Here is a 25082-nt window from a genome sequence, read left to right as displayed (position 1 = left end):
GTTCCGGCATAGGGATTGCAGCGAGAACTGGTGCTCTCGAGCGCCGGCAAGGTACCAGGCAAAGCCGTTCTCGGGGACGAAGAACGCCTAGGCCTGAATTTAAGAAAATGCGGCTCGCAGAGGACGAGCGGTGGCCCAGGATCGGGTGCCGCGGGACGCCGAAGGTGCGCCGAAGATGGCGGTGAGGCAGCTTGCCGCATGGAGAGGACAGGAACAATGAACGGGTCGCAATTCGAGCGCGCAAACATCGTGGCAGAAGAGCTGTCGGCGACGGTCGCCTCGAAAACGACCGATCCGATCACCTCACCGCTTCAAGAGCACAATTCGCGCCCCAAAGCCGAAGGCCTGTATGATCCGAGCCTGGAGAAGGATTCTTGCGGCGTCGGCTTCATCGCCAACATCAAGGGCAAGAAGTCGCACGAGATCGTCTCGGACGCGCTGAGCATCCTCTGCAACCTCGAGCATCGCGGCGCCGTCGGCGCCGATCCGCGCGCCGGTGACGGCGCCGGCATTCTGGTGCAGATCCCGCACGCCTTCTTCAGCCGCAAGGCTGGGGAGCTCGGCTTTACGCTGCCGCAGCCCGGCGAATACGCCATCGGCGCGCTGTTCATGCCGCGCGACACCGCCTGGCGCAACGTCATCAAGAGCATCATCGCCGACCAGATCAAGGAAGAGGGCCTCACCCTGCTCGGCTGGCGAGATGTGCCGACCGACAATTCCTCGCTCGGCGTCACCGTGAAGCCGACCGAGCCCGCCTGCATGCAGGTGTTCATCGGCCGCAACGGCACCGCCAAGACCGAGGACGAGTTCGAGCGCCGGCTCTACATCCTGCGCAAGTCGATCTCGCAGGCGATCTACCAGCGCCGCGACCGCGGCCTCGCCGGCTATTACCCATGCTCGATGTCCTGCCGCACCGTGATCTACAAGGGCATGTTCCTCGCCGACCAGCTCGGCAAGTACTATCCCGATCTGCACGAGAAGGATTTCGAGAGCGCGCTGGCGCTGGTGCATCAGCGCTTCTCGACCAACACCTTCCCGGCGTGGTCGCTGGCGCATCCCTACCGCATGATCGCGCATAACGGCGAGATCAACACGCTGCGCGGCAACGTCAACTGGATGGCGGCGCGCCAGGCCTCGGTGAGCTCCGAGCTCTACGGCAAGGACATCAACCGGCTGTGGCCGATCTCCTACGAGGGACAGTCGGACACCGCCTGCTTCGACAACGCGCTCGAATTCCTGGTGCAGGGCGGCTACTCGCTGCCGCATGCCGTGATGATGATGATTCCGGAGGCGTGGGCCGGCAATCCCTTGATGGATGAGAAGCGCCGCGCCTTCTACGAATATCATGCCGCGCTGATGGAGCCGTGGGACGGCCCCGCCGCGATCGCCTTCACCGACGGCCGCCAGATCGGCGCCACGCTCGACCGCAACGGCCTCAGGCCGGCGCGCTATCTCGTCACCAAGGACGATCGCATCGTCATGGCGTCCGAGATGGGCGTGCTGACGATCCCCGAGGACCAGATCATCACCAAGTGGCGGCTGCAGCCCGGCAAGATGCTGCTGGTCGACCTCGAGCAGGGCCGCCTGATCCCGGACGACGAGATCAAGGCCGAGCTCGCCAAGAGCCATCCCTACAAGGAGTGGCTGGAGCGGACCCAGATCGTGCTGGAAGAGCTGCCGAAGGTGCCGACCACCGGCGTGCGCTCGAACCTGTCGCTGCTCGATCGCCAGCAGGCGTTCGGCTACAGCCAGGAAGACATCACCATCCTGATGACGCCGATGGCGGCCACCGGCGAGGAAGCCGCGGGCTCGATGGGCAACGACACGCCGATCTCGGCGCTGTCGGACAAGGCCAAGCCGCTGTTCACCTACTTCAAGCAGAACTTCGCGCAGGTCACCAACCCGCCGATCGACCCGATCCGCGAGGAGCTGGTGATGAGCCTCGTCTCGATCATCGGGCCGCGGCCGAACCTGTTCGACCTGCAGGGTATGGCCACCACCAAGCGCCTCGAAGTGCGCCAGCCGATCCTGACCGACGCGGACCTGGAAAAGATCCGCTCGATCTCGGAGGTGGCGGAGTCGCACTTCAAGTCGCGGACGCTGGACACCACCTTCCACGCCGGTCTCGGCGCGGCCGGCATGGACCAGGTTCTCGACGAGCTCTGCGCGCGCGCCGAAAGCGCGGTGCGCGAGGGCGTCAACATCATCATCCTGTCCGACCGCATGGTCGGCACCGACCGGGTGCCGATCCCGGCACTGCTCGCCTGCGCCGCCGTACATCATCACCTAATCCGCGTCGGACTGCGCACCTCGGTGGGCCTCGTCGTCGAATCCGGCGAGCCGCGCGAAGTGCATCACTTCGCCTGCCTTGCCGGCTACGGTGCCGAAGCGATCAATCCGTACCTCGCGTTCGAAACCATCATCGCGATGAAGGACCGCCTGCCCGGCTCGCTCGACGACTATGAGATCGTCAAGCGCTACATCAAGTCGATCGGCAAGGGCCTTTTGAAGGTGATGTCCAAGATGGGCATCTCGACCTACCAATCCTATTGCGGCGCGCAGATCTTCGACGCCGTCGGCCTCAAGGCCGACTTCGTGTCGAAGTTCTTCGCCGGCACGCATACCCGCGTCGAAGGCGTCGGCCTCGCCGAGATCGCCGAGGAAGCCGTGCGCCGTCATGCCGACGCGTTCGGTGAGGCGCAGGTCTACAAGACCGCGCTCGACGTCGGCGGCGAATATGCCTATCGCAGCCGCGGCGAGGACCATGCCTGGACTGCCGAGTCGGTGTCGCTGCTGCAGCACGCCGCACGCGGCAATTCGCAGGAGCGTTACCGCGCCTTCGCCAAGATCCTGAACGAGCAGTCGGAGCGCCTGCTGACGCTGCGCGGCCTGTTCCGGATCAAGAGCGCGGAGGAGGAGAAGCGCAAGCCTGTGCCGCTCGACCAGGTCGAGCCGGCCAAGGACATCGTCAAGCGCTTCGCCACGGGTGCGATGAGCTTCGGCTCGATCTCGCGCGAGGCGCATACCACGCTCGCGATCGCCATGAACCGGATCGGCGGCAAGTCGAACACCGGCGAAGGCGGCGAGGAAGCCGACCGCTTCAAGCCGATGCCGAACGGCGATTCCATGCGCTCGGCGATCAAGCAGGTCGCCTCGGGCCGCTTCGGCGTCACCACGGAGTATCTCGTCAACTCCGACATGATGCAGATCAAGATGGCGCAGGGTGCCAAGCCCGGCGAAGGCGGCCAGCTGCCCGGCCACAAGGTCGATGCCACCATCGCCAGGGTGCGACACTCGACGCCCGGCGTCGGCCTGATCTCGCCGCCGCCGCACCACGACATCTACTCGATCGAGGACCTGGCGCAGCTCATCTACGATCTCAAGAACGTCAACCCGACGGGCGACGTTTCGGTCAAGCTGGTCTCCGAGATCGGCGTCGGCACGGTCGCCGCGGGTGTCGCCAAGGCGCGCGCCGACCATGTCACCATCGCGGGCTTCGAGGGCGGCACTGGCGCTTCGCCGCTGACCTCGATCAAGCATGCCGGATCGCCGTGGGAAATCGGGCTCGCCGAAACCCACCAGACCCTGGTGCGCGAGCGGCTGCGCAGCCGCATCGTGGTCCAGGTCGACGGCGGCTTCCGCACCGGCCGTGACGTCGTGATCGGCGCGCTGCTGGGCGCCGACGAGTTCGGCTTCGCCACCGCGCCGCTGATTGCGGCCGGCTGCATCATGATGCGCAAGTGCCACCTCAACACCTGCCCGGTCGGAGTCGCGACCCAGGATCCGGTGCTGCGCAAGCGCTTCACCGGCCAACCCGAGCACGTGATCAACTACTTCTTCTTCGTCGCCGAAGAAGTCCGCGAGATCATGGCGAGCCTCGGCTTCCGCACCTTCAACGAGATGGTCGGCCAGGTTCAGCTGCTCGACCAGACCAAGCTGGTTGCGCATTGGAAGGCCAAGGGCCTCGATTTCTCCAAGCTGTTCGTCAAGCAGAAGGAGGAGAAGGGCCAGAAGATCTATCACTCCGAGCGCCAGAACCATCATCTGGAGGCGGTGCTCGACCGCTCGCTGATCGAGCAGGCAACGCCTGCGCTCGACCGCGGCGCGCCGGTGAAGATCGAGGCCGCGATCAACAGCACCAACCGCTCCGCCGGCGCGATGCTGTCCGGCGCGGTCGCCAAGATCTACGGCCATGCCGGCCTGCCGCACGACACCATCCATGTCAGCCTCAAGGGCACCGCCGGCCAGGCCTTCGGTGCCTGGCTCGCCCACGGCGTCACCTTCGAGCTCGAAGGTGAAGGCAACGACTATGTCGGCAAGGGCCTCTCGGGCGGCAAGATCATCGTCAAGCCGCCGAGGAACTCGGCCATCGTGCCGGAAGAGAGCATCATCGTCGGCAACACCGTGATGTACGGCGCGATCGAGGGCGAGTGCTACTTCCGCGGCATCGCCGGCGAGCGTTTTGCCGTGCGCAACTCGGGCGCGGTCGCCGTGGTCGAGGGCGCGGGCGATCATTGCTGCGAATACATGACCGGCGGCATCGTCGTCGTGCTCGGCAAGACCGGGCGCAACTTCGCGGCCGGCATGTCCGGCGGCATCGCCTACGTGCTCGACGAGGCCGGCGACTTCGACAAGCTGTGCAACCTCAGCATGGTCGAGCTCGAGCCGGTGCTGTCGGAGGAGCTGATCAACGCCGGCACCTACAACCATGCCGGCGACCTCGAGGCGCATGGCCGGGTCGACGTGTTCAAGAACCTGCTCGCCTCCGACGTCGAGCGGCTGCACGTCTTGATCTCGCGCCACGCCAAGGCAACCGGCTCCAAGCGCGCCGCCGAGATCCTCGCCAATTGGAAGGATTGGCTGCCCAAATTCCGCAAGGTGATGCCGGTCGAGTACCGGCGCGCGCTGCGCGAAATGGCGGCCAATGCGGACGCCGAGCCGAAAATCGCGATCGGGGCGTAGGGCATCACATCCCGTCATTGCGAGCGCAGCGAAGCAATCCAGAAACTCTCCGCGGAAACAGACTGGATTGCTTCGTCGCAAGAGCTCCTCGCAATGACGGCGAGTAAGAAACGGAACGAACTTAAGCGGCAGGGACTTCGGGTTTAATGGGCAAGATCACGGGTTTTCTGGAAATCGAACGGCACGACCGCAAGTACAGCCCGGTCGCCGAGCGCGTGAAGCATTACAAGGAATTCGTCGTTCCGCTCTCCGAGAAGGAGGTGCGCGACCAGGCCGCGCGCTGCATGAACTGCGGCATTCCCTATTGCCACGGCACCGGCTCGGTCGCGCCGGGCACGCCGGGCTGCCCGGTCAACAACCAGATTCCCGACTGGAACGATCTCGTCTACCAGGGCAATTGGGAAGAGGCCTCGCGCAACCTGCACTCGACCAACAATTTCCCGGAGTTCACGGGCCGCATTTGTCCGGCGCCGTGCGAAGCCTCCTGCACGCTCAACATCGACGACAACCCCGTCACCATCAAGACCATCGAATGCGCGATCGTCGACCGCGCCTGGGACAATGGCTGGCTTAAGCCTGAAGTGGCCGCGGAGAAGACCGGCAAGAAGGTCGCGGTGATCGGCTCGGGTCCGGCCGGCATGGCGTGCGCGCAGCAGCTGGCGCGCGCCGGCCACGACGTCCACCTCTACGAGAAGTACGCCAAGGCCGGCGGCCTGCTGCGCTACGGCATCCCCGACTTCAAGATGGAGAAGGGTGTCATCGACCGCCGCGTCAAGCAGATGGAAGCCGAAGGCGTCACCTTCCACTACAACAGCCACGTCGGCGCTGAAGGCAATGTCGATCCGCGCGAGCTGCTCAACGAGTACGACGCGGTCGCGCTGACCGGCGGCGCGGAGGCTCCGCGCGACCTGCCGATCCCCGGCCGCGAGCTCGCCGGCATCCACTACGCCATGGACTTCCTGCCGCAGCAGAACCGCCGCGTCTCCGAGGAGCCGCTCGGCGGCGTCCAGGAGATTTTGGCGGGCGGCAGGCACGTCGTCGTCATCGGCGGCGGCGACACCGGAAGCGACTGCATCGGCACCTCGCTGCGCCAGGGCGCGCTCTCGGTGACCCAGCTCGAGATCATGCCCGCTCCCCCTGAGCGCGAGAACAAGGGCCTGACCTGGCCGAACTGGCCGCTGAAGATGCGGACGTCCTCGAGCCAGGCTGAAGGCGCGGTGCGCGAATACGCCGTGCTGACCCAGAAATTCTCGGGCGAGAACGGCCAAGTCAAGAAGCTGCACTGCGTGCGCGTCGACGACAAGTTCAAGCCGATTGCCGGCACCGAGTTCGAGCTCGACGCCGAGCTCGTCCTGCTCGCGATGGGCTTCGTCCATCCCGTGCACGAGGGCCTCTTGAAGCTGCTCGCGGTCGACCTCGACCCGCGCGGCAACGTCAAGGCCAACACGCTGGACTACCAGACCTCGCGCCCCAACGTGTTCACCGCCGGCGACATGCGCCGCGGCCAGTCGCTGGTGGTCTGGGCGATCCGCGAGGGCCGGCTGTGCGCGCGGTCGATCGATACGTTTTTGATGGGGAAGACGGATCTGCCGCGCTGAGCTTTTGCTCCGCCGTCAGATCAGCAAACGGTGTCATCGCCCGGCTTGACCGGGCGATCCATTATTCCAGAGACAGTTGAAATTGAATCGATGGGCCGCGGCGTACTGGATGCCCCGGTCAAGCCGGGGCATGACGGCGGAGCAAGAGGCAAGACTGTGCGTCAATCTACGCGCACTCACGTCCCCGCTCAATTCTGCAGCCTCACCCCCAGCAGCACCACCGTGCCCTGCGAGCTCGATCCCGCCAGGCTCGAATCCAGGATGTCGTGGCGCAGCGTGCCCTTGACCCAGATGTTGCGGTTGAGCTTGTAGATCAGGCTGCTTTCGAGCGAGTAGGTCTTGTCGTTGCGGTTCTGGCCCTGGTAGTCGAGCGTGCCGTAGGTAAACTTGCCGACCGCAGTGAGCCAGCGGCGGAAGTCGTGGTCGACTTCGGCGGAGTAGGTGCGCACCAGCACGCCGGAGGAGCCGGGGACCGTGGTCTCCGAGATCTGCGTGTCGGTGAAGAACTTCACCGTGGTGAGGCCGCTCGCGCTCCAGATCAGGGAGCCCGTGGTGAGGAAGCCCGAGAGCTGGCTGAGGCGCGGGTCGGTGTAGCTGCGCGCGGAATAGCCGACCGAGATCTCGCCGGTGAGGATGCGCGAGAACTCGAACGACGAGCCGACCTTGGCATAGCCGCCGTTCGAATCGCGCAAGTAGCCGTTGCGGTCGGCGGCCTGGTCGTGGACGCGCCTGTCGCCCTGGACCTCGACGAAGGGTTTCAGGCCGGGCTTGAGGTCGTAGGAGAAGCGGCCGACGCCGCCATACTGGTTGAAGTTGCGGTCGTCGTTGCTGAAGGTCGAACCATCGGTGAGCTTGGAATCGGTGTAGGCGGTGCGATCGATGGTGGCGCCGGCGGCGACCTGGAAGCGGTTGAAGGTCTGGTCGAAGCCGAGCGTCGTGCCGTAGGCGGCGTAGACAGGATATTTCTGCAGGCCGGCCTGCACGTTGGGGCTGCCGGGATTGTCGGTGGCGAGCCGCAGGCGCAGCTGCGAGGTCAGCTTGAAATCACGGGTGACGTCGAGCCGGCCGTCGACATGGCCGTTGAAATCGGGGCGGTTGGCCTCGACCGGCGACGGCGAGGCGAAGCCGTTGATCGTCGCCGGCATATCGTTGGTGTAGCCCGAGAACGAGCCGCGCAGATCGGCGACCAGCGCGTGGCGCTCCCAATCGGACACCACGAGCAGATCGGGCGCGACCACATAGGCGGGCGAGCCGACCGGCTTGTTGAGGCGCGTCGGATTGCTGTCGTAGCCGGCGGACAGCTCGAGCCCGCCCTTGATCAGGAAGCTGCCGGCATAATCGCCAACCGCGCCGAAGGGATCGTCATCGGCCCTGAGGCGGCGGCGCAGCGGCTGGCCGGGCGCGTTGCCCGCCATCGCTGCCGGCACCGGCACCTTGTGCGCGGTCTCGGACGGCGGCGGCGCAATGCGCGGTGGGCCGAGCGTCGTGGCCGGCGTTGTTGCGGGTGGCGGCGGCGAACCGGGACCGGCGCGCTTCGGCTTCGGCTGGCCCGGATAGAGCTTGGGCTGCTGCCGCTTGCGGTTGAGCGAATCGTAGCCGGAGCCGCTCGCGCCGGTGGCGGCGGGCAGGCCATAGGTCGGGACCTGACCGACACGCGAGCTCGCCGGCGTCTGCTGGCGCTGACGCGGGTCGGCATTGGGATCGGGCAGTTTTGGCAACGCGTCGGAGGGCGCCTGCAGAACGCCGGCGGTGCGGCGGGTCGGCAGCGTATCGGGCGAGGCAAAGCCGCCGCGGTTGGGATTGAACAGGTCGGGCGTCAGGCTCTGGGCGGCCGCCGGGCTGCTTGCGAGGGCGGTCAGCGCGAGGCACGGCAAAGCGGCGCGCAGGAAAAGCGCGACAGTGCTCCGGCCCCTGCCTGGAGACGACCCCACGATGGAATTACCCCAACGAAATCAAATACTTTCTCGATCATCCCCGCCGGCCGGCCGGAACCATCGTTAATGGAGTTAAAACAATTATGGTTAATGAGCCGTTGAGGGCGCTCGGGCGCGCGTCGCCTCGCTGATCGGGGCGTGCTAAGCAGGCGCCAATGGGCGAACGCCCCTCCTCCCTGGACCACACCATGCCGAGCTCGAAACCGCTGATGACCCAATCATCCGGCTCCATTCCCGATAGCATCGAATCCGCGCTCCGCACCCTGGAGACGGAGAGCGGCGGCATCAACGCGCTCGCTGCCGCGCTGCGCGGCCCGCTGGGCGAGCCCTTCGCCAAGGCGGTCGAACTGATCCGCAACGCCAAGGGTCGCGTCATCGTCACCGGCCTCGGCAAGTCGGGCCATATGGGCCGCAAGATCGCGGCGACCCTGGCCTCGACCGGCACGCCCGCCTTCTTCGTGCACGCCGCCGAAGCCGGTCATGGCGACCTCGGCATGATCACGTCCGACGACGTCATCATGGCGCTGTCCTGGTCCGGCGAGCAGCCGGAGATGAAGAACCTGGTGAACTATTCGGCGCGCTTCGCGATCCCCATGATCGCGGTGACCTCGAACGCTTCGTCGTCGCTCGGCCAGGCCGCCGATCTCGTCATCGAGCTGCCGAAGGCGCGCGAGGCCTGCCCGCACAATCTGGCGCCGACCACCTCGACGCTGATGCAGGCCGCGATCGGCGACGCGCTAGCGATCGCGCTGCTCGAGGGACGCGGCTTCACGGCGCTGGAATTCGCGCATTTCCACCCGGGCGGCAAGCTCGGCGCGATGCTGAAATTCGTCCGCGACTACATGCGCACCGGCGCGGAGATTCCGCTCAAGCCACTCGGCACCGAGATGTCGGAAGCCGTGGTCGAGATGTCGGCCAAGGGGCTCGGCTGCGTCTGCATCGTCAACGATGCGGGCGAGGCCGTCGGCATCATCACCGACGGCGATCTGCGCCGCCACATGCGGCCCGATCTTTTGACGGTGACCGTCGACGAGATCATGACCAAGCAGCCCAAGTCCGTTCCGCCCTCGATGCTCGCGACCGAGATGATCGAGGTGCTGAACACGCGCAAGATCACCACGCTGCTGGTGACGGAAGCGAACAAGGTGGTGGGGATCGTGCACCTGCACGATCTGCTGCGCGCGGGCGTGGCGTAGGGTTTGCGCCCTCTCACCTCGTCATTGCGAGCGCAGCGAAGCAATCCAGACTGCCTCCGCGGAGACAGTCTGGATTGCTTCGTCGCAAGGGCTCCTCGCAATGACGGTGGAGAGACCTACGCCGGAAACCGCGCCGCGTCCTCCTCCAGCGGCAAGCGCAGCCCGTTCGCCAGATACGACACCGTGCGATAGAAGCCGCCCAACAGCATGATCTCCAGGATCTGCGCCTCGTCGTAATGCACGGAGAGCGCCGCGAACTCCTCGTCCGTAAGTGTCGCGCGATGATGCAGCGCGTCGGCGGCTGCGATCAGCGCCCGCTCGGCCGGCGACCAGCAGGCCGACGCCGCATCACCCAGCACCGTCGCACGCACCTCCTCCGCGGTGAGCTTCGCCGGCCCGGCAAAGATCGCGACATGCACGCCCCATTCGTATTCGCAGCCGCTCAGCGCACAGGTGCGGTCGATGACAATCTCGCGCTGGCGCAGCGAGAGCGGCCCCGGATCAAGCAGGCCGCCGGCGCGAAACTTGTCCCAGGCCCGGCCATGGCCCGCCATCACCCGGAACAGCACCAGCGGCGGCGCACCGCGCATGATGCGGTCGAATTGCGCCTGGATCTCCGGGGGATAAGGCGGCGAGAGCGGGGCGATGCGCGGTGAGGCCTGGGACATGAGCGATTTCCATTGCTACATTTATCGTAGCACGACGCTACATTATCCGTAGCAATACGCAAGAGGGCGGCAATGGCGAAACGGCCGACAACAGCAGAACGCAGCGTCCGCGGCTCGCGCACCGGGCGGCCGATCATGGCTTTGCTCGACTTGCTCGGCCGCCGCTGGGCCTTGCGGATCCTGTGGGAGTTGCGCGAAGAGCCCCTCACCTCGCGCGCCCTGCGCAGCGCCTGCGACGAGGCCTCGCCAACGGTGCTGCAGGCACGACTGACCGAGCTGCGCGAGGCGGGCTTCGTAGAGCTGGGTACCGGTGGAGGTTACGGACTGACGCCGCTGGGCCGGGAGTTGTGCGAGACGTTCATGCCGCTGCACAGGTTTGCGGAGAAATGGCGCAACAAGAACGGCGCCTAAGTCCGGCGACGCCGTCTCAACAAACTCGTCATTGCGAGCGAAGCGAAGCAATCCAGACTGCCGCCGCGGAAAGATTCTGGATTGCTTCGTCGCAAGGGCTCCTCGCAATGACGGCGGTTAAGCCGCCGCCACGGTCAGATTCGCGCCGTCGACCTGCACCACTTTCACCCGCGTGCCGGCGGGCGTATCGGGGCCCGCAACACGCCACACCGTGTCGCCGATGCGCACGGTGCCGGTGCCGTCGATGATCGGCTTCTCCAGCGTGAACTCACGGCCGAGCAAGGCTTCGGTGCGCTTGTTGAGGAACGGGCTGGCGCTCGCATCCGGCTTCGGCTTGGCGAGGTGGCGCCAGACCGGCACGGCAGCGGCGGCAAAGATCGCGAACATCACGAGCTGGATCTGCCAGGAGATCGCAGCCGCGAACGAGATCAGGCCGACCAGCAGCGCAGCCAGCCCGAGCCAGAACAGGAAGATGCCCGGCGCCAGCACCTCCAGCGCCATCAGGATGAAGCCGAAAATCAGCCAATTCCAGTTGCCGAGCGATACGAACATGTCGGTCATGACACGACCTCTGTAAAATACCCCGTTACTGCGGCGGCACTGCGGGCGGGATCGGACCCGACGACGGGACCGATCCGCCGCGGCGCGCGGCAGCGGCTGCGGATGCGGCACTCTCGCCGAACGTCGCCTTGGCGATCTCGCCGATACCGGCGAGCGAGCCAAGCATGCTCACGGCTTCCACCGGCAGCATGATGATCTTCTGGTTCGGCGCATCGGCGAACTGGCCGAACGCCTTGATATATTTGTCGGCGATGAAATAGTTCAACGCGGCGACGTCGCCCTTGGAGATGGCTTCCGACACCACTTGAGTCGCCTTGGCTTCGGCCTCGGCGAGACGCTCGCGCGCCTCGGCGTCGCGGAAGGCGGCCTCGCGGCGGCCTTCGGCCTGGAGGATCTGGCCCTGCTTGGCGCCCTCGGCGCGCAGGATCTCGGACTGGCGCTGGCCTTCGGCCGCGAGAATGTCGGCGCGCTTGACGCGCTCGGCCTTCATCTGCCGACCCATGGCTTCGACGAGGTCGGCGGGCGGCACGATGTCCTTGATCTCGATGCGGTTGACCTTGACGCCCCAGGGCGAGACCGCGGCATCGACCACGCGGAGCAGGCGCTCGTTGATCTCGTCGCGGTGCGACAGCACCTGGTCGAGGTCCATCGAGCCCATCACCGAGCGAATGTTGGTCATTGTGAGCACCGTGATCGCCTGGTTCAGGTTGGCGACCTCGTAGCTCGCCTTGGCGGCATCGAACACCTGGAAGAAGGCGACGCCGTCCACCGTCACGGTGGCGTTGTCCTTGGTGATCACCTCCTGCTCGGGAATGTCGATCACCTGCTCCATCATGTTGATCTTGCGCCCGACGCGATCGAAATAGGGCACGATCAGATTGAGCCCGGGGCTCAGCGTCTGGGTGTATTTGCCGAACCGCTCGATGGTCCAGTCATAGCCCTGCGGCACCGTCTTCACGCCGGCGACCAGCGTGACGATGACGAGCAACACCAGAACGATCGCGAAAATGTCGAAGCCGCTCATTTCTCCTCCAAGGCGGGCAAGACGCCGGGAAAGCCCTTTCCCGCGCTGTCATTGGTCGGGATCACGACCTTACCGGTTCAGCGGTCGCAAGTAACGTCGGTACCGGCGCGATTCTGCACAAGACGCACAGCAAGAGAACGGTCACGATATGTATTTGCGACAGGCTCTTGAAAGCGAGCAGGCGCAGACCTAGCGGCGAACGTTAAGGATTTCGCGTCCTCTCATTTGAACGCTACCGTCCGGTGGCGCGCTCTATTCGATGACGTCGTTCGCGATTGCGAGCAGCCCCGGGGCAAGCGCGACGCCAAGCGCCTTGGCCGTCTTCAGGTTGACCGCAAGCTCGAACTTGGTGGGATTTTGCACCGGCAGGTCGGCCGGCCGTGCGCCCTTCAGGATCCGATCGATGTAGCCCGCAGCGCGGCGGAGCTGCTCGGCGCTGTCGGTGCTGTAGGACATCAGCCCACCTTCGTCGACGAAGGTGCGGCTCCAGAACACCGCGGGCACGCGCGCCTGTGCAACGGCGGCCAGAAGCTCCGCGCGGTTGGCCATGGTGAAGAAATCCGGCAGGACCAGCAGCCCATCGGCCTTGCGCGAGGCCAGCGCCGCGATCGAGGCCGTGTCATGTACCGGCGCGGGCTCGATCGTCATATGAAGCGCGCGGCCGGCGTCCTCGATGGTGCGCAGCATCAGGGGCGCGAACGGCGCGGTGGCGGGATTGTAGACGATCGCAACGCGGGACACCTTTGGCGTGACCTGCGTCAGCATCTCCAGCCATTTGCCGGCGAGCGGACCGTCGTAGTCGGTAAAGCCGGTGAGGTTGCCGCCGGGATGCGCGAGGTTTTCGACAAAGCCCTGGCTGACGGGATCGGTGACGACGGCGAACACGATCGGGATCGTCGTGGTGCGCCGGCGCAGCTCTTCGACCGAGGGTGTGCCGACCGCAAGCAGGATGTCGGGCTTGAGCGCGATCAGCTCGTCGGCGAGCTGCGCGATGCGGTCACGATTGCCGCCGCCGCTGCGCCAATCAACCTTGAGATTGTCGCGCTCCTTCCAGCCCTGGCCGGCGAGCGCTTCGACCAGGATCATGCTGCGCGTCCGGCCGATCGCATCATCGGCGGCCGTGACCGAGAGCACGCCGAGCCGCCGTATCGCGTTCGGCTGCTGCGCCAGGGTCGGGCCCGGCAGCGCTGTGAGCATTCCAAGAAGCGCCAGGCACCGGCGGCGGTTCATGGGACACCCATCAGATCCAGCCCTGAAGCTCGCGCAGCACCAGGGTGCGGATCACGTCCATGCCCGGTCCGCTGTCGTTGAGGCAGGGGATCGCGGAAAACTGCTCGCCGCCATTGTGCTTGAAGATCTCGGCGTTCTCCTGCGCGATCTCCTCCAGCGTCTCCAGGCAGTCGGCGGAAAAGCCCGGCGTCACCACCGCGATGCGGCGCACGCCTTCCTTGGCGAGCCGCTCCATGGTCTTGTCGGTATAGGGCTGCAGCCACTCGTCGTTGCCGAAGCGCGACTGGAAGGTCAGCAGCAGTATTGTTGCGTCCATGCCGAGCCGGCGGCGCAGCGCCTCGGTCGTCGCGATGCAGTGCTGCTGATAGGGATCGCCCTTGTCGACATAGGCTTTCGGCATGCCGTGGAACGACGCAACGATCAGCTCCGGCTTGAACGACAGCGTCGCCAGATGCCCCTCGATCGAGACGGCGAGCGCCTCGATATAGGCTTCGTCCACGTAATAGGGCGGCGTGATCCGCAGCGTCGGCTGGTTGCGCAGCTGCGCGAGCACCCGGAACACTTCGTCGCAGACCGTCGCCGAGGTCGAGGCCGAATATTGCGGATAGAGCGGGACGGCCAGGATGCGCTCGCAGCCTTTCGCGATCAGCGCGTCGATGCCCGACTTGATCGACGGATTTCCGTAGCGCATCGCCCAATCGACAACGACGTTGTCGCGGTCGGACAAGGCGGCTGCGAGCTTGTCGCGTTGCGACCGCGTGATGGTTTTCAGCGGCGACTCGTTCCGATCATTGTTCCAGATCTTCTGGTAGTCGAGCGCCTTGGTACGGGGACGGCTGCGCAGGATGATCCCGTTCAGCACCAGCTTCCAGATCAGGCCCTGGTCCTCGATGACGCGGGCGTCGCTGAGGAACTCCTTGAGGTAGACCCGCACGCCGGGGGCATCGGCCGTATCAGGCGTTCCGAGATTGATCAGGAGCACGCCGACCCTCGGCAGGGCGGATCGGGTGGCCGGTTTCGCAGTCTCGAGGGGGACGACGCTGTTCATGGCTGGTTGGGTCGCGCGTTGGTCCGAACTTGTCAAGATGAGCCGGGGTTCGCTAGGGTCGCACCCAAGGGGGAGGGACGATGACGCTCGCGGAATGGTGTGTCTTCGGGGCGCTGCTGCTCTATCTGTCTACGATCGCCTCGGTCAAATGGATCAGGTTTCGCCGCTTCGACAATTCCCGGCCGCGCGATCCCGCCTTCTACGAGGACGCCCTGTCGCAACGCGCGCTCGGCGCACACCAGAACGGCATCGAGACGTTTCCGTTCTTCGCGTTCGCGGTGCTGCTCGCCGAATACAGGGAATCGCCGCAGCGGCTGATCGACGAGCTCGCGGCGCTGTTCCTGATCGTCCGGATCGCCTATGTGCTGACCTATCTCGGCAATCGCCCGACGCTGCGCTCGATCCTCTGGAGCATCGGCTTTGCGATCAATCTCGGGATCTTCTTCATGCCGGCGTTGAAGCGGTTTCTGCCAGTGTGAGGCGGCTTCACGTCGAGAGGTGCCGCTCGCGCGTCGCGATCAGCGCCCGCATCGATGCGGGGATCGTGACCGGACGATGGGTCTTCTGGTCCGTGTAGACCCACACGATCTCGCCGGTCACCAGCGCGTCGGCGCCACCCTTCCGGAAGATGGCGAGCTCGAAGACGAGGCTCGAATTGCCGATCCGCGCCACGCGCGAGCCGACGTCGAGCTCCCAGTCGAACCGCACCGGCGCCTTGTACTCGATCAGCGATTTGACGACGTGGAAATCGATGCCGCTCGTCTGCGCATCCGCATATTGGTCAAAGCCCAGCGCACGGAAATATTCGGTGATGGTGGTATCGAAATAGGTCAAATAATGCGCGTTGAAGACGACGCCCTGGCCGTCGATCTCGGAATAGCGCACCCGGAACGGATGGAAGAACCAGAATTGTTCGCGCGACATGGCGTCTCCCGACCAAGATATTTCAGGCTCGTCATGGCGAGGAGCCCTTGCAACGAAGCAATCCAGACCGCCGCCGCGGAGACATTCTGGATTGCTTCGCTGCGCTCGCAATGACGGAGCTGGCGCTCGACCGTCTTTGCCCAATTAGCGCCGAGAAGTGCAGATGCACCCTCAAAAACACGTGGTCCGTTCGGCGGCGATGTAGCCGAACAGGAGGCCGACGCCGAACAGCAGGACCAGGCCTGCGGCGCCGAACTCGATGCCGCGCATGAACAGCGCGCCACCGCCGTCGCGGCCGGCGCTGAGACGGGCGGCGATGTCCTTGGCGGAGACGGCGATAACCGCGATGGTCGCCACCGTGATCGCGGTGCCCAATCCCATCAGGAAGGTGGCGGCGATGCCGGCCCAGAACAGGCCCTGGGCGAGCGCGAACACCAGGACCAGGATCGCGCCCGAGCAGGGGCGGATGCCGACGGTCAGGATCGCCGCGAGGCCGCGCCGCCAGCCGCCGGGGCCGGCGAGTTCGCTCGGGGTGGGGCCGTGGGAATGCCCGCAGTGCTCGTCATGGACGTGATCGTGCCCGTGATGGACATGGGCATGGGCATGGGCATGACCGTCGTGATGATGATCGTGCTCATGATGGTCATGCGCATCGTGATGATGGTGATGGCCGTGATCATGGTCGTGCGGCACGCCCGCCATCACCGGCACCGGTTGGGCGGCCTGAAGTGCGCGGATGAAGGTGCGGCCCTTGACCCAGACCAGGCGCAGGCCGAACAGCGCGATCAGGGCGTAGCTCGCGATCTCGATCACGCCTTCGGCCTTGCACATGGTCTTGGCCGTCGCATTCAGCACCCAGGCCGAAATGCCGACGATGAGGATCGCGACCAGCGACTGCATCAGGGCCGAGGCAAACGACAGCGCGATGCCGCGCCGCGCCGTCTCGCGGTTGGCGACCAGATAGGAGGCGATCACCGCCTTGCCATGGCCGGGACCGGCGGCATGGAAGATGCCGTAGGCGAACGAGATGAAGAGCAGCGTCCACACCGCCGAGCCGTCGGATTTTGCGGCACGGATGGTCACCGACATCTGGCGATAGAATTCCGACTGTTTTGCCAAGAGCCAGCCGATGACCCCGCTGGCCTCGGGCTCGGGTGCTTGCGCCGGCTTCGGCGCGCCGAACGGATTTTGCGCGAGGACATCATGAAGCGCGGCATCGGCCACACCGACGACGAGAAGAACTGCGCTGCAGGCGAGAAGCCCGCGCGCGAGCGGGGAGAGCTTTGGCTTCAAGGGCAATCCACCGTGATCTTGTTGGCGAACATCATGCCGAAATTCGAGTTCTCGCCGTCCAGGAAGGTCTGCTCGTTCAGCTTCTGGGCGCTCGCGGTGCCGTCGTTCGGCCGCTCCAGCTTCATCTGGCAGCCCGCGGGCGCACCGACCAGCTTGACCGGACTGTCCTTGGCCATCTGGAAGTCGATAAAGAAGGAGCGGTCGAACACTTCGAGCACCAGCTGCCTGGGCTTGACCGGGTTCTTCAGCGGCAAGGTGAAGTGCAGGGTCAGGACCGTGTCCTTGTAGTCGAGGAAATAGTCGACCGGCTCCTGGAATCGCTCCTTCTTGCCGTCGGCTCGCGCAAAGGTGAAGTAGGCGTATTCCTTCAGCGACTCGACATTGGTCTGCGCCAGCGGCTTGAGCTCCTCGCGCGTGTAGGCGCCCTTGGTCTTGCTCTCGAGCCCCTGCACGGCATAGGCCGAGAACATGTCGTCGAAGGTCCAGGCGTGGCGCACGCCGGTGATGCTGCCGTCAGCGGCATAGAGCAATTCGCTGGTCGCGGTGATCCAGACATGTGGATGCGCACTTGCTGCCCCCGCCGCGAGCGTCATCGCGGCGGCGAACAGCATTCCGAACAGGGCCCGCATGCTCATCAGGCCGCCTTGGCGTCGTCGAGCAGACCGCGGCGGCGGAGCAGCGCATCCGGCTCCGGCGGACGGCCGCGGAACGCCTCATAGGCGGCTTCCGGATCGACCGACCCGCCCGACGAATAGATGTCGTCGTGCAGACGCTTGGCCACGGCAGGATCGAAGATGTCCCCGGCCTCCTCGAACGCGCCGAAGGCGTCGGCGTCCATCACCTCCGACCACATGTAGCTGTAATAGCCGGCAGCGTAGTGGTCGCCGGTGAAGATGTGGCCGAACTGCGTCGGACGGTGACGCAGCGCGATCTCCTCGGGCATGCCGATCTTCTCCAGCTCGCGTCTTTCGAAGGCGCGGACATCCTCCGCGGCGGCTGCCGGCTGGGTGTGGAATTCCAGGTCCACCAGCGCCGACGAGACGAACTCGACCGTGGCAAAGCCCTGGTTGAATTTCCGCGCGGCGAGGAAGCGTTGCAGCAGGTCGTCCGGCAGCGGCTCGCCGGTCTGGTAGTGGCGGGCGAACTTCTGCAGCACCTCGGGCCGCTCCTGCCAGTGCTCGTAGAGCTGCGAGGGCAGCTCGACGAAATCGGTGAACACCGAGGTGCCCGACAGCGAGGGATAGGTCACGTTGGAGAGCATGCCGTGCAGGCCGTGGCCGAACTCGTGGAACAGGGTGCGGGCATCGTCGGGCGACAGCAGCGACGGCTCGCCGCCCGCGCCCTTGGCGAAATTGCAGATGTTGAGAACCAGCGGCGCGACGTCGCCGTCGAGCTTCTGCTGGTCGCGCAGCGAGGTCATCCAGGCGCCGGAGCGCTTCGATGGCCGGGCGAAGTAGTCGCCATAGAACAGCGCCTTGTGCTTGCCGTCCGGCCCCTTCATCTCCCAGACCCGGACGTCCGGGTGCCAGACCGGAATGTCCTTGCGCTCCTCGAAGGTGACGCCGAACAGGCGCGTGGCACAGTCGAAGGCGGCGGCGATCATGTTGTCGAGGCCGAGATACGGCTTGATCGCGGAATCGTCGAAATTGGCGCGCTGCAGACGGAGCTTCTCGGCGTAGAAGCGCCAGTCCCAGGGGGCGAGCCTGAAATTGCCGCCCTCTTCCGTGATCAGCGCCTGCATCTCGTCGCGGTCGGCAAGCGCGCGGGCCCGGGCCGGCTTCCAGACCCGCTCCAACAGGTTGCGCACCGCGTCCGGCGTCTTGGCCATGGAATCCTCCAGCCGGTAGGCGGCGTAGGTCGGATAGCCCAGGAGCCTGGCGCTCTCCTCGCGCAGCTTCAGGATCTCGACAATGGTCGCGTTGTTGTCATTGGCGTTGCCGTTGTCGCCGCGCGCGATGAAGGCCTTGTAGACCTTCTCGCGGAGGTCACGCCGGGCGGAGCTCTTCAGGAACGTCTCGACCGAGGAGCGCGAGAGCGTGACGATGGCCTTGCCCGCCATGCCGCGCTCTTCCGCCGCAGCCTTGGCGGCGGCGACAAAGCTCTCCGGCAGGCCCTGGCGATCGGCCTCCCCGAGCTCCATGAACCAGTCCTGCTCGTCGCCGAGCAGATGATGGCTGAAGCCGGTGCCGAGTTGGGCCAGCCGCTCGTTGATCTCGGCCATCCGGGTCTTGGCCTCCTCGGAGAGGCCGGCGCCGGCGCGGTGGAAGCGGGTGTAGGTGCGCTCCAAGAGGCGGAGCTGCTCGGGCGTGAGACCGAGACCCGCGCGGTTCTCGTGCAGATGGGCGATGCGGCCGAACAGCACGGCGTTCATCATGATCGGATTCCAGTGCCGCGCCATCCGCAAGGAGACCTCCTTGTCGATCTCCAGGATGGCCGGGTTGGAATGCGCCGAGACGAGGTCGTAGAAGACCGCCGCGACCTTGCTCAGCAGCTTGCCCGAGCGCTCCAGCGCCGTGATGGTGTTGGCGAAGTCGGGCGCCGCGGGATCGTTGGTGATCGCCGCAATCTCGGCGGAATGGTCGGCGAAGGCCTGCTCGAAGGCCGGCAGGAAATGCTCCGGCTTGATCTCGTCGAAAGGCGGGGTCGCGAACGGCGTCACCCAGGCCTTCAGCAGCGGATTGGTCTCGGGGTCCGTAATTTGGCGGGGTTCTGACATCACAAGTCCCGGATTTCGTGGCTCTATTGCTGCGGCCAGCTATAGCACGCGTGGGGCTTTTTTGGGCCGTTTGCCCTTGCTCCCGGCCGCCTTTTCGGGGAGATTGCGGCCCTCGAAAGCCAGGACCCTCTGAAACCATGAACGCGCCTTCCTCATCGTCCCGCCGGATCGTCTGGCCCAGCGTCATCACCGTCATCAGCGCCGCCATCCTGATCGGCGCGGAGGTGTTCGGCGCGGCCTTTGCGGGCGGCTGGGCGCTCGCGATCCTGTTCGGGCTCGGCGACCAGGGCGCCCATATCCTGCAGGCCGTGCTGTTCGCACTCGGCGTGCTCGTGATGACCGCCTTCATCCGCGGCGCTCAGCGCATCGAGCCCTTCACCAAGCGCGGCTGACGCGTCTCGCGCGTGGGCAACACGCGCAGCGCAGCGAAAACTTAACGCGCGTTCATCTCCCGCGTCGCTCGCGCAACAGCGCGCAAGCAGATGTTAGGCAATTCTGTCCGCAGCCTAAAAAAATTCTTGCGAAGCAGAGTCAAAACGCTTATGTGCGGACTTGCCCAATTTCGCACGTGCCTGTGGTCGTGTGTCAGTCGGTAGGTATCCGGACAAGAGGCCGGACAGCCGCCAAGGGGTGAAGAAGCCGAGGGGCTCTTCGGAAGTGCGGAAGTCGGAAGACCGAGGTCGCAAGACCAGAAAGTCGGAAGACGAAGCAAACCCGGAGCGCCCAGCATCTCTCTCAAAGAGATGCCATGTCGAAGGTGACTTCGCTCTTTGCAACCGTGACTGGCAGCCGGAGGCGAACCGGCGCACCCCGCTCTCAACGGGGGACGCGACTTAAAGCAACGACGGATCGGGCTTTTTTGGTCTCTACCGGCATTCCAACGCCGGCGCGGGCTACTGAAAAGGCTTGTCCTTCATTGCCAGGTGAGCGGGCGGGAAACTCTCCCAACCAATCCACGGCAGCACAGTCTGGTTTGAGTTTTTTGGCCTCGACGCGCCTCCATCGCGCGATGCGGCCGAAGCACTCTCATCAGACGTCATGTTGATACGGCTCCCGTCGCTGGGGCCGTTGGAGAGTGCCATGACCGAACGTATCCAGGAATTCCTGCGCAACCGCCGCAACGAAGGCCTCGACACCGAGCCGTGCCTGGTCGTCGACCTCGAGGTCGTGCGCGACAATTACCAGAGCTTCGCCAAGGCGCTGCCCGACAGCCGCGTGTTCTATGCCGTCAAGGCGAACCCGGCGCCGGAAGTGTTAGCCCTGCTCGCGTCCATGGGCTCCTGCTTCGACACCGCCACGGTCGCCGAGATCGAGATGGCGCTGGCCGCGGGTGCGACGCCCGACCGCATCTCCTTCGGCAACACGATCAAGAAGGAGCGCGACATCGCGCGCGCCTTCGCGCTCGGCATTCGGCTGTTCGCGGTCGATTGCGCCGCCGAGGTCGAGAAGGTCGCCCGTGCCGCCCCCGGTGCGAAGGTGTTCTGCCGCATCCTCTATGACTGCGCCGGCGCCGAGTGGCCGCTGTCGCGCAAGTTCGGCTGCGACCCGGAAATGGCGGTCGAGGTGCTCGACCTCGCCAAGCGCCTGGGCCTGGAGCCGTGCGGCATCTCCTTCCATGTCGGCTCGCAGCAGCGCAAGGTGAAGGCGTGGGACCGTGCGCTGGCGATGGCCTCGCAAGTGTTCCGCGACTGCGCCGAGCGCGGTATCAACCTGTCCATGGTCAACATGGGCGGCGGCTTCCCGACCAAGTACCTGAAGGACGTGCCGCCGGTCGTCACCTACGGCCGCTCGATCTTCCGCGCGTTGCGCAAGCACTTCGGCAACCAGATCCCGGAGACCATCATCGAGCCGGGCCGCGGCATGGTGGGCAACGCCGGCATCATCGAATCCGAGGTCGTGCTCATCTCGAAGAAGAGCGACGAGGACGAGGTGCGCTGGGTGTACCTGGACATCGGCAAGTTCGGCGGTCTCGCCGAGACCATGGACGAGTCGATCCGTTACGCCATCCGCACCCGTCATGACGGTGCGGACATGACGCCGTGCGTGCTCGCGGGTCCGACCTGCGACAGCGCCGACGTGCTGTACGAGAAGAACCCGTATCCGCTTCCCGTCACGCTCGAGATCGGCGACAAGGTGCTGATCGAAGGCACCGGGGCCTATACGTCGACCTACTCGTCGGTGGCGTTCAACGGCATCCCGCCGCTGAAGACGTATCACATCTGATCCGCCTCTCTGTCTGAGGCCTGACGAACCCGGGAGCCGGTCCGCCGGCTCCTCATCCACCATCTCGATTTCTGACGACGTCTTGGACAGGCGTGCTGCGCGCACGCCGGTTCAAGCGGGGACTGACGTGCCATGACTGCTCCTCGGAAGCCGCAAGTTGCCCTCACCTCGAAAGCCGCTCCGTTCGTGATCCGCGCGGAACGTGCTAGCGACGTCGCGACGCGCGAAACGCTGCTCGATGCCTGCTTTGGCGAGAACCGCCACGGCCGCACCTGCCAGCGCCTGCGCGACGGACGCGCGCCCGCTGCAGGCCTTGCCCTGTCGGCGATGCGCGAGGGCAAGCTCGTGGGAACCGTGCGGCTGTGGCATGTCAGCGCCGGAGGCAGGCCCGCTCTGGTCCTCGGACCGCTGGCGGTCGACCCTGCCTGCCGCGAGCTCGGGATCGGCGCCGCGCTGATGCATCAAGCGCTGGCCGCCGCCCGGGCGCGCGGGCATGACGCCGTGATCCTGCTCGGCGATGCCCCCTATTACGCCCGCTTCGGCTTCTCGGCCGACAAGACGGCCGAACTCTCGCTGCCCGGCCCGTTCGAGCGCGACCGCCTGCTGGCGATCGAGTTCACCGATGGTGCGCTCGATGGCGCCGCCGGGATGATCGTCCCGACCGGCGCGGCCCTGCCCAAACGGAGGTCGGTTCGCGCGCCTGAGGCGCACGCGGCCTGAGGGATCGCTCCTGTAGCGACGACCTAGGCCGCATCGAGCGGCAACGCCCTGCCGCGCCTGCGCGAGGCTCTTCCTTTGGGGTTGCGCAGGCCCCCGAAACGCCCTTTAAACCCCGCGAAACACCCCTTCAGTCGAGGCCCATGACCATGTCCCGTCGCCTGATCTCCACCGGCTCCCCGCTCGAGAAGACCGTCGGCTACAGCCGTGCCGTGATCGACGGCGAGTTCGCCTTCGTCGCGGGAACCACCGGCTATGACTACACCACGATGACGATGCCATCAGATGTCACGAGCCAGTCACGCAACTGCTTCAAGACCATCGCCGCCGCGCTGACGGAGGGCGGCTTCGAGATGGCCGATATCGTCCGTGCGACCTACTACGTGACCGACGCCAGCTACATCGACGCCCACTTCGCCGTCTGCGGCGAGGTCCTCGCCGACATCAGGCCGGCGGCGACGTTGCTGGTCGTCAGCGCCCTCGCCAGGCCCGAGATGAAGGTCGAGATCGAAGTCACCGCCAAGCGCCGCGGCACCTAAAAAGCGCCGCAGCATCTGACAAGCGCCGCAGCGCCTGATCCATCCCTCACTGCCAGCACTTTCCGGAGAATCCATCCCATGAGCCCTCCCTCGCAGATCTACGCGAAGATCACCGGCCCCATCGTCATGGTCGGATTCGGCTCCATCGGCAAAGGCACACTGCCCTTGATCGAGCGGCATCTCGACTACGACAAGTCGCGCATCACCGTGCTCGATCCCAAGGACGAGGGCCGCAAGGCACTTTGCGAGAAGCACAATGTCCGCTTCATCCAGAAGGGCCTGACCAGGGACAATTACCGCGAGGTTCTGACCCCGCTGCTAACCGAGGGCGGCGGCCAGGGCTTTTGCGTCAATCTCTCGGTCGATACCGGCTCGACCGACATCATGGAGCTCTGCAACGAGCTCGGCGCGCTCTACATCGACACCGTCAACGAGCCCTGGCTCGGGTTCTATTTCGATCCCTCGAAGGGCCCGGAAGCGCGCTCCAACTACGCGCTGCGCGAAACGACGCTGGCCGCCAAGAAGGCCCGTCCAGCCGGCTCGACCACGGCGGTCTCCTGCTGCGGCGCCAATCCGGGCATGGTCTCCTTCTTCGTCAAGCAGGCGCTGCTCAATGTCGCCGCCGATCTGAAGCTCAATGCCCCCAGGCCGAAGACCAAGGGCGAATGGGCGGATTTGATGCGGCAGGCCGGCATCAAGGGCATCCACATCGCCGAGCGCGACACCCAGCGCTCGAAGAAGCCGAAGGAGCCTGACGTCTTCGTCAACACCTGGTCGGTGGAAGGCTTCCTGTCGGAAGGCATGCAGCCATCCGAGCTCGGCTGGGGCACCCATGAGAAATGGATGCCCGAGAATGCGCACACCCATGAAGCCGGCTGCGGCGCCGCCATCTACCTGATGCAGCCCGGCGCCAACACGCGCGTGCGCACCTGGTGCCCGACCCGCGGCGCCCAGTATGGCTTCCTGGTCACCCACAACGAGTCGATCTCGATCGCCGATTACTTTACCGTGCGCGATGCCTCGGGCAAGGCGATCTACCGGCCGACCTGCCACTATGCCTATCATCCGGCTGACGATGCCGTGCTGTCGCTGCATGAAATGTTCGGCCGCGCCGGGAAGATGCAGGAGAAGCACCACATCCTCGACGAGAACGAGATCGTCGACGGCATCGACGAGCTCGGCGTGCTGCTGTTCGGCCATGACAAGAATGCCTATTGGTTCGGCTCGCAGCTCTCCATCGAAGAGACGCGCGAGCTCGCGCCCTACCAGAACGCCACCGGCCTGCAGGTGACCTCCGCCGTGCTCGGCGGCATGGTCTGGGCGCTGGAGAACCCCAATGAGGGCATCGTCGAGGCCGACGAGATGGATTTCGAGCGCCTGCTCGAAATTCAGCTGCCCTATCTCGGCCCGGTGAAGGGTTTTTATACCGACTGGACCCCGCTGACGGATCGTCCGGGACTGTTCCCGGAGGATATCGACAGCAGCGACCCCTGGCAGTTCCGGAATATTCTGGTGCGGTAAGGGGGCAAGCGCTCGACTGTCATGCCCCGGCTTGACCGGGGCATCCAGTACGCCGCGGCTTCTCCGCATTCCATAGCTGTCTCTGGAATACTGGATCGCCCGGTCAAGCCGGGCGATGACACCGTCTCGGTATAGAGAGCTCGTTCCCCGCCTACTTCTTCTCAATCGGCGGCGCAATCTTCTCGGCCGGGGCCGGCGGCAGTGCTGGTTTGGCCGCGCCTGCCGCGCCCTGCGTCTGCGGCTCCGGCCGCGCGGGCTCGGGGGCCGGCGTGGTCGGCCGGTCGCCGCCGGGCTTCGCCTCCGCGGGCACCTTGCTCTGTTCGTCGGACGGGGTGCCCTGGAGCGGGGGCGTCGCCTGTGCCAGCTGCATCCGGCTTTCGGTGCGGATTTGCGCCAGCGACATCACCGATACCACAACGCCTGCTGCGAACAGCGCACCGGCGATTGTCAGATTGAGCTTCAGTCTGTGCTTGTCATCTCGGCCGGGCATGTCGATCACCGCCTTTGTCCGGGGGAT

General features: G+C 65.6%; 21 protein-coding genes. 10 read left to right on the top strand and 11 right to left on the bottom strand.

All coding sequences use genetic code 11. The features are described from left to right. Window positions 1–216 precede the first annotated feature (216 nt). Window positions 217–4962, top strand: a complete 4746-nt coding sequence (gltB, locus tag N2602_RS05355) for a glutamate synthase large subunit (RefSeq protein WP_260381989.1) — start codon at window positions 217–219, stop codon at window positions 4960–4962. A 146-nt stretch (window positions 4963–5108) separates the two neighbouring features. Beyond that, window positions 5109–6560, top strand: a complete 1452-nt coding sequence (locus tag N2602_RS05350; protein WP_212254085.1) for a glutamate synthase subunit beta — start codon at window positions 5109–5111, stop codon at window positions 6558–6560. A 188-nt stretch (window positions 6561–6748) separates the two neighbouring features. Here N2602_RS05350 and N2602_RS05345 read toward each other — a convergent pair whose 3' ends face one another. After that, complete coding sequence (locus N2602_RS05345) at window positions 6749–8491, bottom strand: outer membrane beta-barrel protein (protein WP_260381988.1); 1743 nt, start codon at window positions 8489–8491, stop codon at window positions 6749–6751. Between the two features lie 191 nt (window positions 8492–8682). On the opposite strand from N2602_RS05345, the gene N2602_RS05340 reads away from it, so the two are divergent. Further along, window positions 8683–9690 (top strand): SIS domain-containing protein, encoded by a 1008-nt coding sequence (locus N2602_RS05340; RefSeq protein ID WP_212254874.1) that lies wholly within the window; start codon window positions 8683–8685, stop codon window positions 9688–9690. Between the two features lie 116 nt (window positions 9691–9806). On the opposite strand, the gene N2602_RS05335 is transcribed toward N2602_RS05340, so the two are convergent. Further along, on the bottom strand, window positions 9807–10358 hold the full coding sequence (locus N2602_RS05335) for a carboxymuconolactone decarboxylase family protein (protein ID WP_260381987.1): 552 nt from the start codon (window positions 10356–10358) through the stop codon (window positions 9807–9809). A 72-nt stretch (window positions 10359–10430) separates the two neighbouring features. Here N2602_RS05335 and N2602_RS05330 point away from each other — a divergent pair, with 72 nt between their 5' ends. Continuing rightward, entirely contained in the window at window positions 10431–10769 is a 339-nt protein-coding gene (locus N2602_RS05330; RefSeq protein ID WP_260381986.1) for a helix-turn-helix domain-containing protein, read from the top strand. 117 nt (window positions 10770–10886) lie between these two features. Here N2602_RS05330 and N2602_RS05325 read toward each other — a convergent pair whose 3' ends face one another. From N2602_RS05325 to hemH, 4 genes are all read right to left on the bottom strand, one after another. Next, window positions 10887–11330: an NfeD family protein gene (locus tag N2602_RS05325; RefSeq protein WP_260381985.1), complete on the bottom strand. Its 444-nt coding sequence runs from the start codon at window positions 11328–11330 to the stop codon at window positions 10887–10889. Between the two features lie 25 nt (window positions 11331–11355). Continuing rightward, window positions 11356–12354, bottom strand: coding sequence for an SPFH domain-containing protein (locus tag N2602_RS05320; protein WP_260381984.1), 999 nt, complete (start codon window positions 12352–12354; stop codon window positions 11356–11358). Between the two features lie 252 nt (window positions 12355–12606). Beyond that, window positions 12607–13584, bottom strand: coding sequence for an ABC transporter substrate-binding protein (locus N2602_RS05315; protein WP_311738920.1), 978 nt, complete (start codon window positions 13582–13584; stop codon window positions 12607–12609). A gap of 10 nt (window positions 13585–13594) precedes the next feature. Further along, window positions 13595–14632, bottom strand: coding sequence for a ferrochelatase (gene hemH / locus N2602_RS05310; RefSeq protein ID WP_260381982.1), 1038 nt, complete (start codon window positions 14630–14632; stop codon window positions 13595–13597). Between the two features lie 80 nt (window positions 14633–14712). On the opposite strand from hemH, the gene N2602_RS05305 reads away from it, so the two are divergent. After that, a complete protein-coding gene (locus N2602_RS05305) occupies window positions 14713–15111 on the top strand; it encodes an MAPEG family protein (RefSeq protein WP_172785005.1) in 399 nt (132 codons plus the stop codon). 7 nt (window positions 15112–15118) lie between these two features. Here N2602_RS05305 and N2602_RS05300 read toward each other — a convergent pair whose 3' ends face one another. From N2602_RS05300 to N2602_RS05285, 4 genes are all read right to left on the bottom strand, one after another. Then, the gene (locus N2602_RS05300; protein WP_172785006.1) at window positions 15119–15556 is read right to left on the bottom strand and encodes a thioesterase family protein; all 438 of its coding nucleotides are present in this window, start codon (window positions 15554–15556) and stop codon (window positions 15119–15121) included. 171 nt (window positions 15557–15727) lie between these two features. Further along, entirely contained in the window at window positions 15728–16849 is a 1122-nt protein-coding gene (locus N2602_RS05295) for a nickel/cobalt transporter (protein WP_260381981.1), read from the bottom strand. After that, on the bottom strand, window positions 16846–17484 hold the full coding sequence (locus tag N2602_RS05290) for a DUF1007 family protein (RefSeq protein WP_260381980.1): 639 nt from the start codon (window positions 17482–17484) through the stop codon (window positions 16846–16848). Before N2602_RS05290 ends, N2602_RS05295 begins: the two co-directional genes overlap by 4 nt. Further along, window positions 17484–19565: a M3 family metallopeptidase gene (locus N2602_RS05285; RefSeq protein ID WP_260381979.1), complete on the bottom strand. Its 2082-nt coding sequence runs from the start codon at window positions 19563–19565 to the stop codon at window positions 17484–17486. The genes N2602_RS05290 and N2602_RS05285 overlap by 1 nt, the downstream gene beginning before the upstream one ends. Window positions 19566–19702: 137 nt before the next feature. Between N2602_RS05285 and N2602_RS05280 the strand changes: the two genes are divergently transcribed. The 5 genes from N2602_RS05280 to N2602_RS05260 all read left to right on the top strand — a co-directional run bounded on the left by N2602_RS05280 (window position 19703) and on the right by N2602_RS05260 (window position 24565). Beyond that, window positions 19703–19957 carry a hypothetical protein gene (locus tag N2602_RS05280; RefSeq protein WP_172785010.1) on the top strand — a complete coding sequence of 85 codons (255 nt, stop codon included), beginning with the start codon at window positions 19703–19705 and terminating at the stop codon, window positions 19955–19957. A 688-nt stretch (window positions 19958–20645) separates the two neighbouring features. Further along, complete coding sequence (locus N2602_RS05275; protein WP_260381978.1) at window positions 20646–21788, top strand: type III PLP-dependent enzyme; 1143 nt, start codon at window positions 20646–20648, stop codon at window positions 21786–21788. A 132-nt stretch (window positions 21789–21920) separates the two neighbouring features. Then, on the top strand, window positions 21921–22508 hold the full coding sequence (locus N2602_RS05270) for a GNAT family N-acetyltransferase (RefSeq protein ID WP_260381977.1): 588 nt from the start codon (window positions 21921–21923) through the stop codon (window positions 22506–22508). Between the two features lie 146 nt (window positions 22509–22654). Next, window positions 22655–23044, top strand: coding sequence for a RidA family protein (locus tag N2602_RS05265; protein WP_172785229.1), 390 nt, complete (start codon window positions 22655–22657; stop codon window positions 23042–23044). Between the two features lie 78 nt (window positions 23045–23122). Continuing rightward, window positions 23123–24565 (top strand): homospermidine synthase, encoded by a 1443-nt coding sequence (locus N2602_RS05260; RefSeq protein WP_260381976.1) that lies wholly within the window; start codon window positions 23123–23125, stop codon window positions 24563–24565. Between the two features lie 151 nt (window positions 24566–24716). Here the strand turns inward: N2602_RS05260 and N2602_RS05255 are convergent, their stop codons facing one another. Next, entirely contained in the window at window positions 24717–25055 is a 339-nt protein-coding gene (locus N2602_RS05255; protein ID WP_260381975.1) for a hypothetical protein, read from the bottom strand. Window positions 25056–25082: the final 27 nt, after the last annotated feature.

The organism is Bradyrhizobium sp. NC92 (assembly GCF_025200865.1).
Lineage (GTDB): Bacteria > Pseudomonadota > Alphaproteobacteria > Rhizobiales > Xanthobacteraceae > Bradyrhizobium.
The sequence above is the reverse complement of the archived record's forward strand: the minus strand, read 5'-3'. Positions and strand labels throughout refer to the sequence as shown.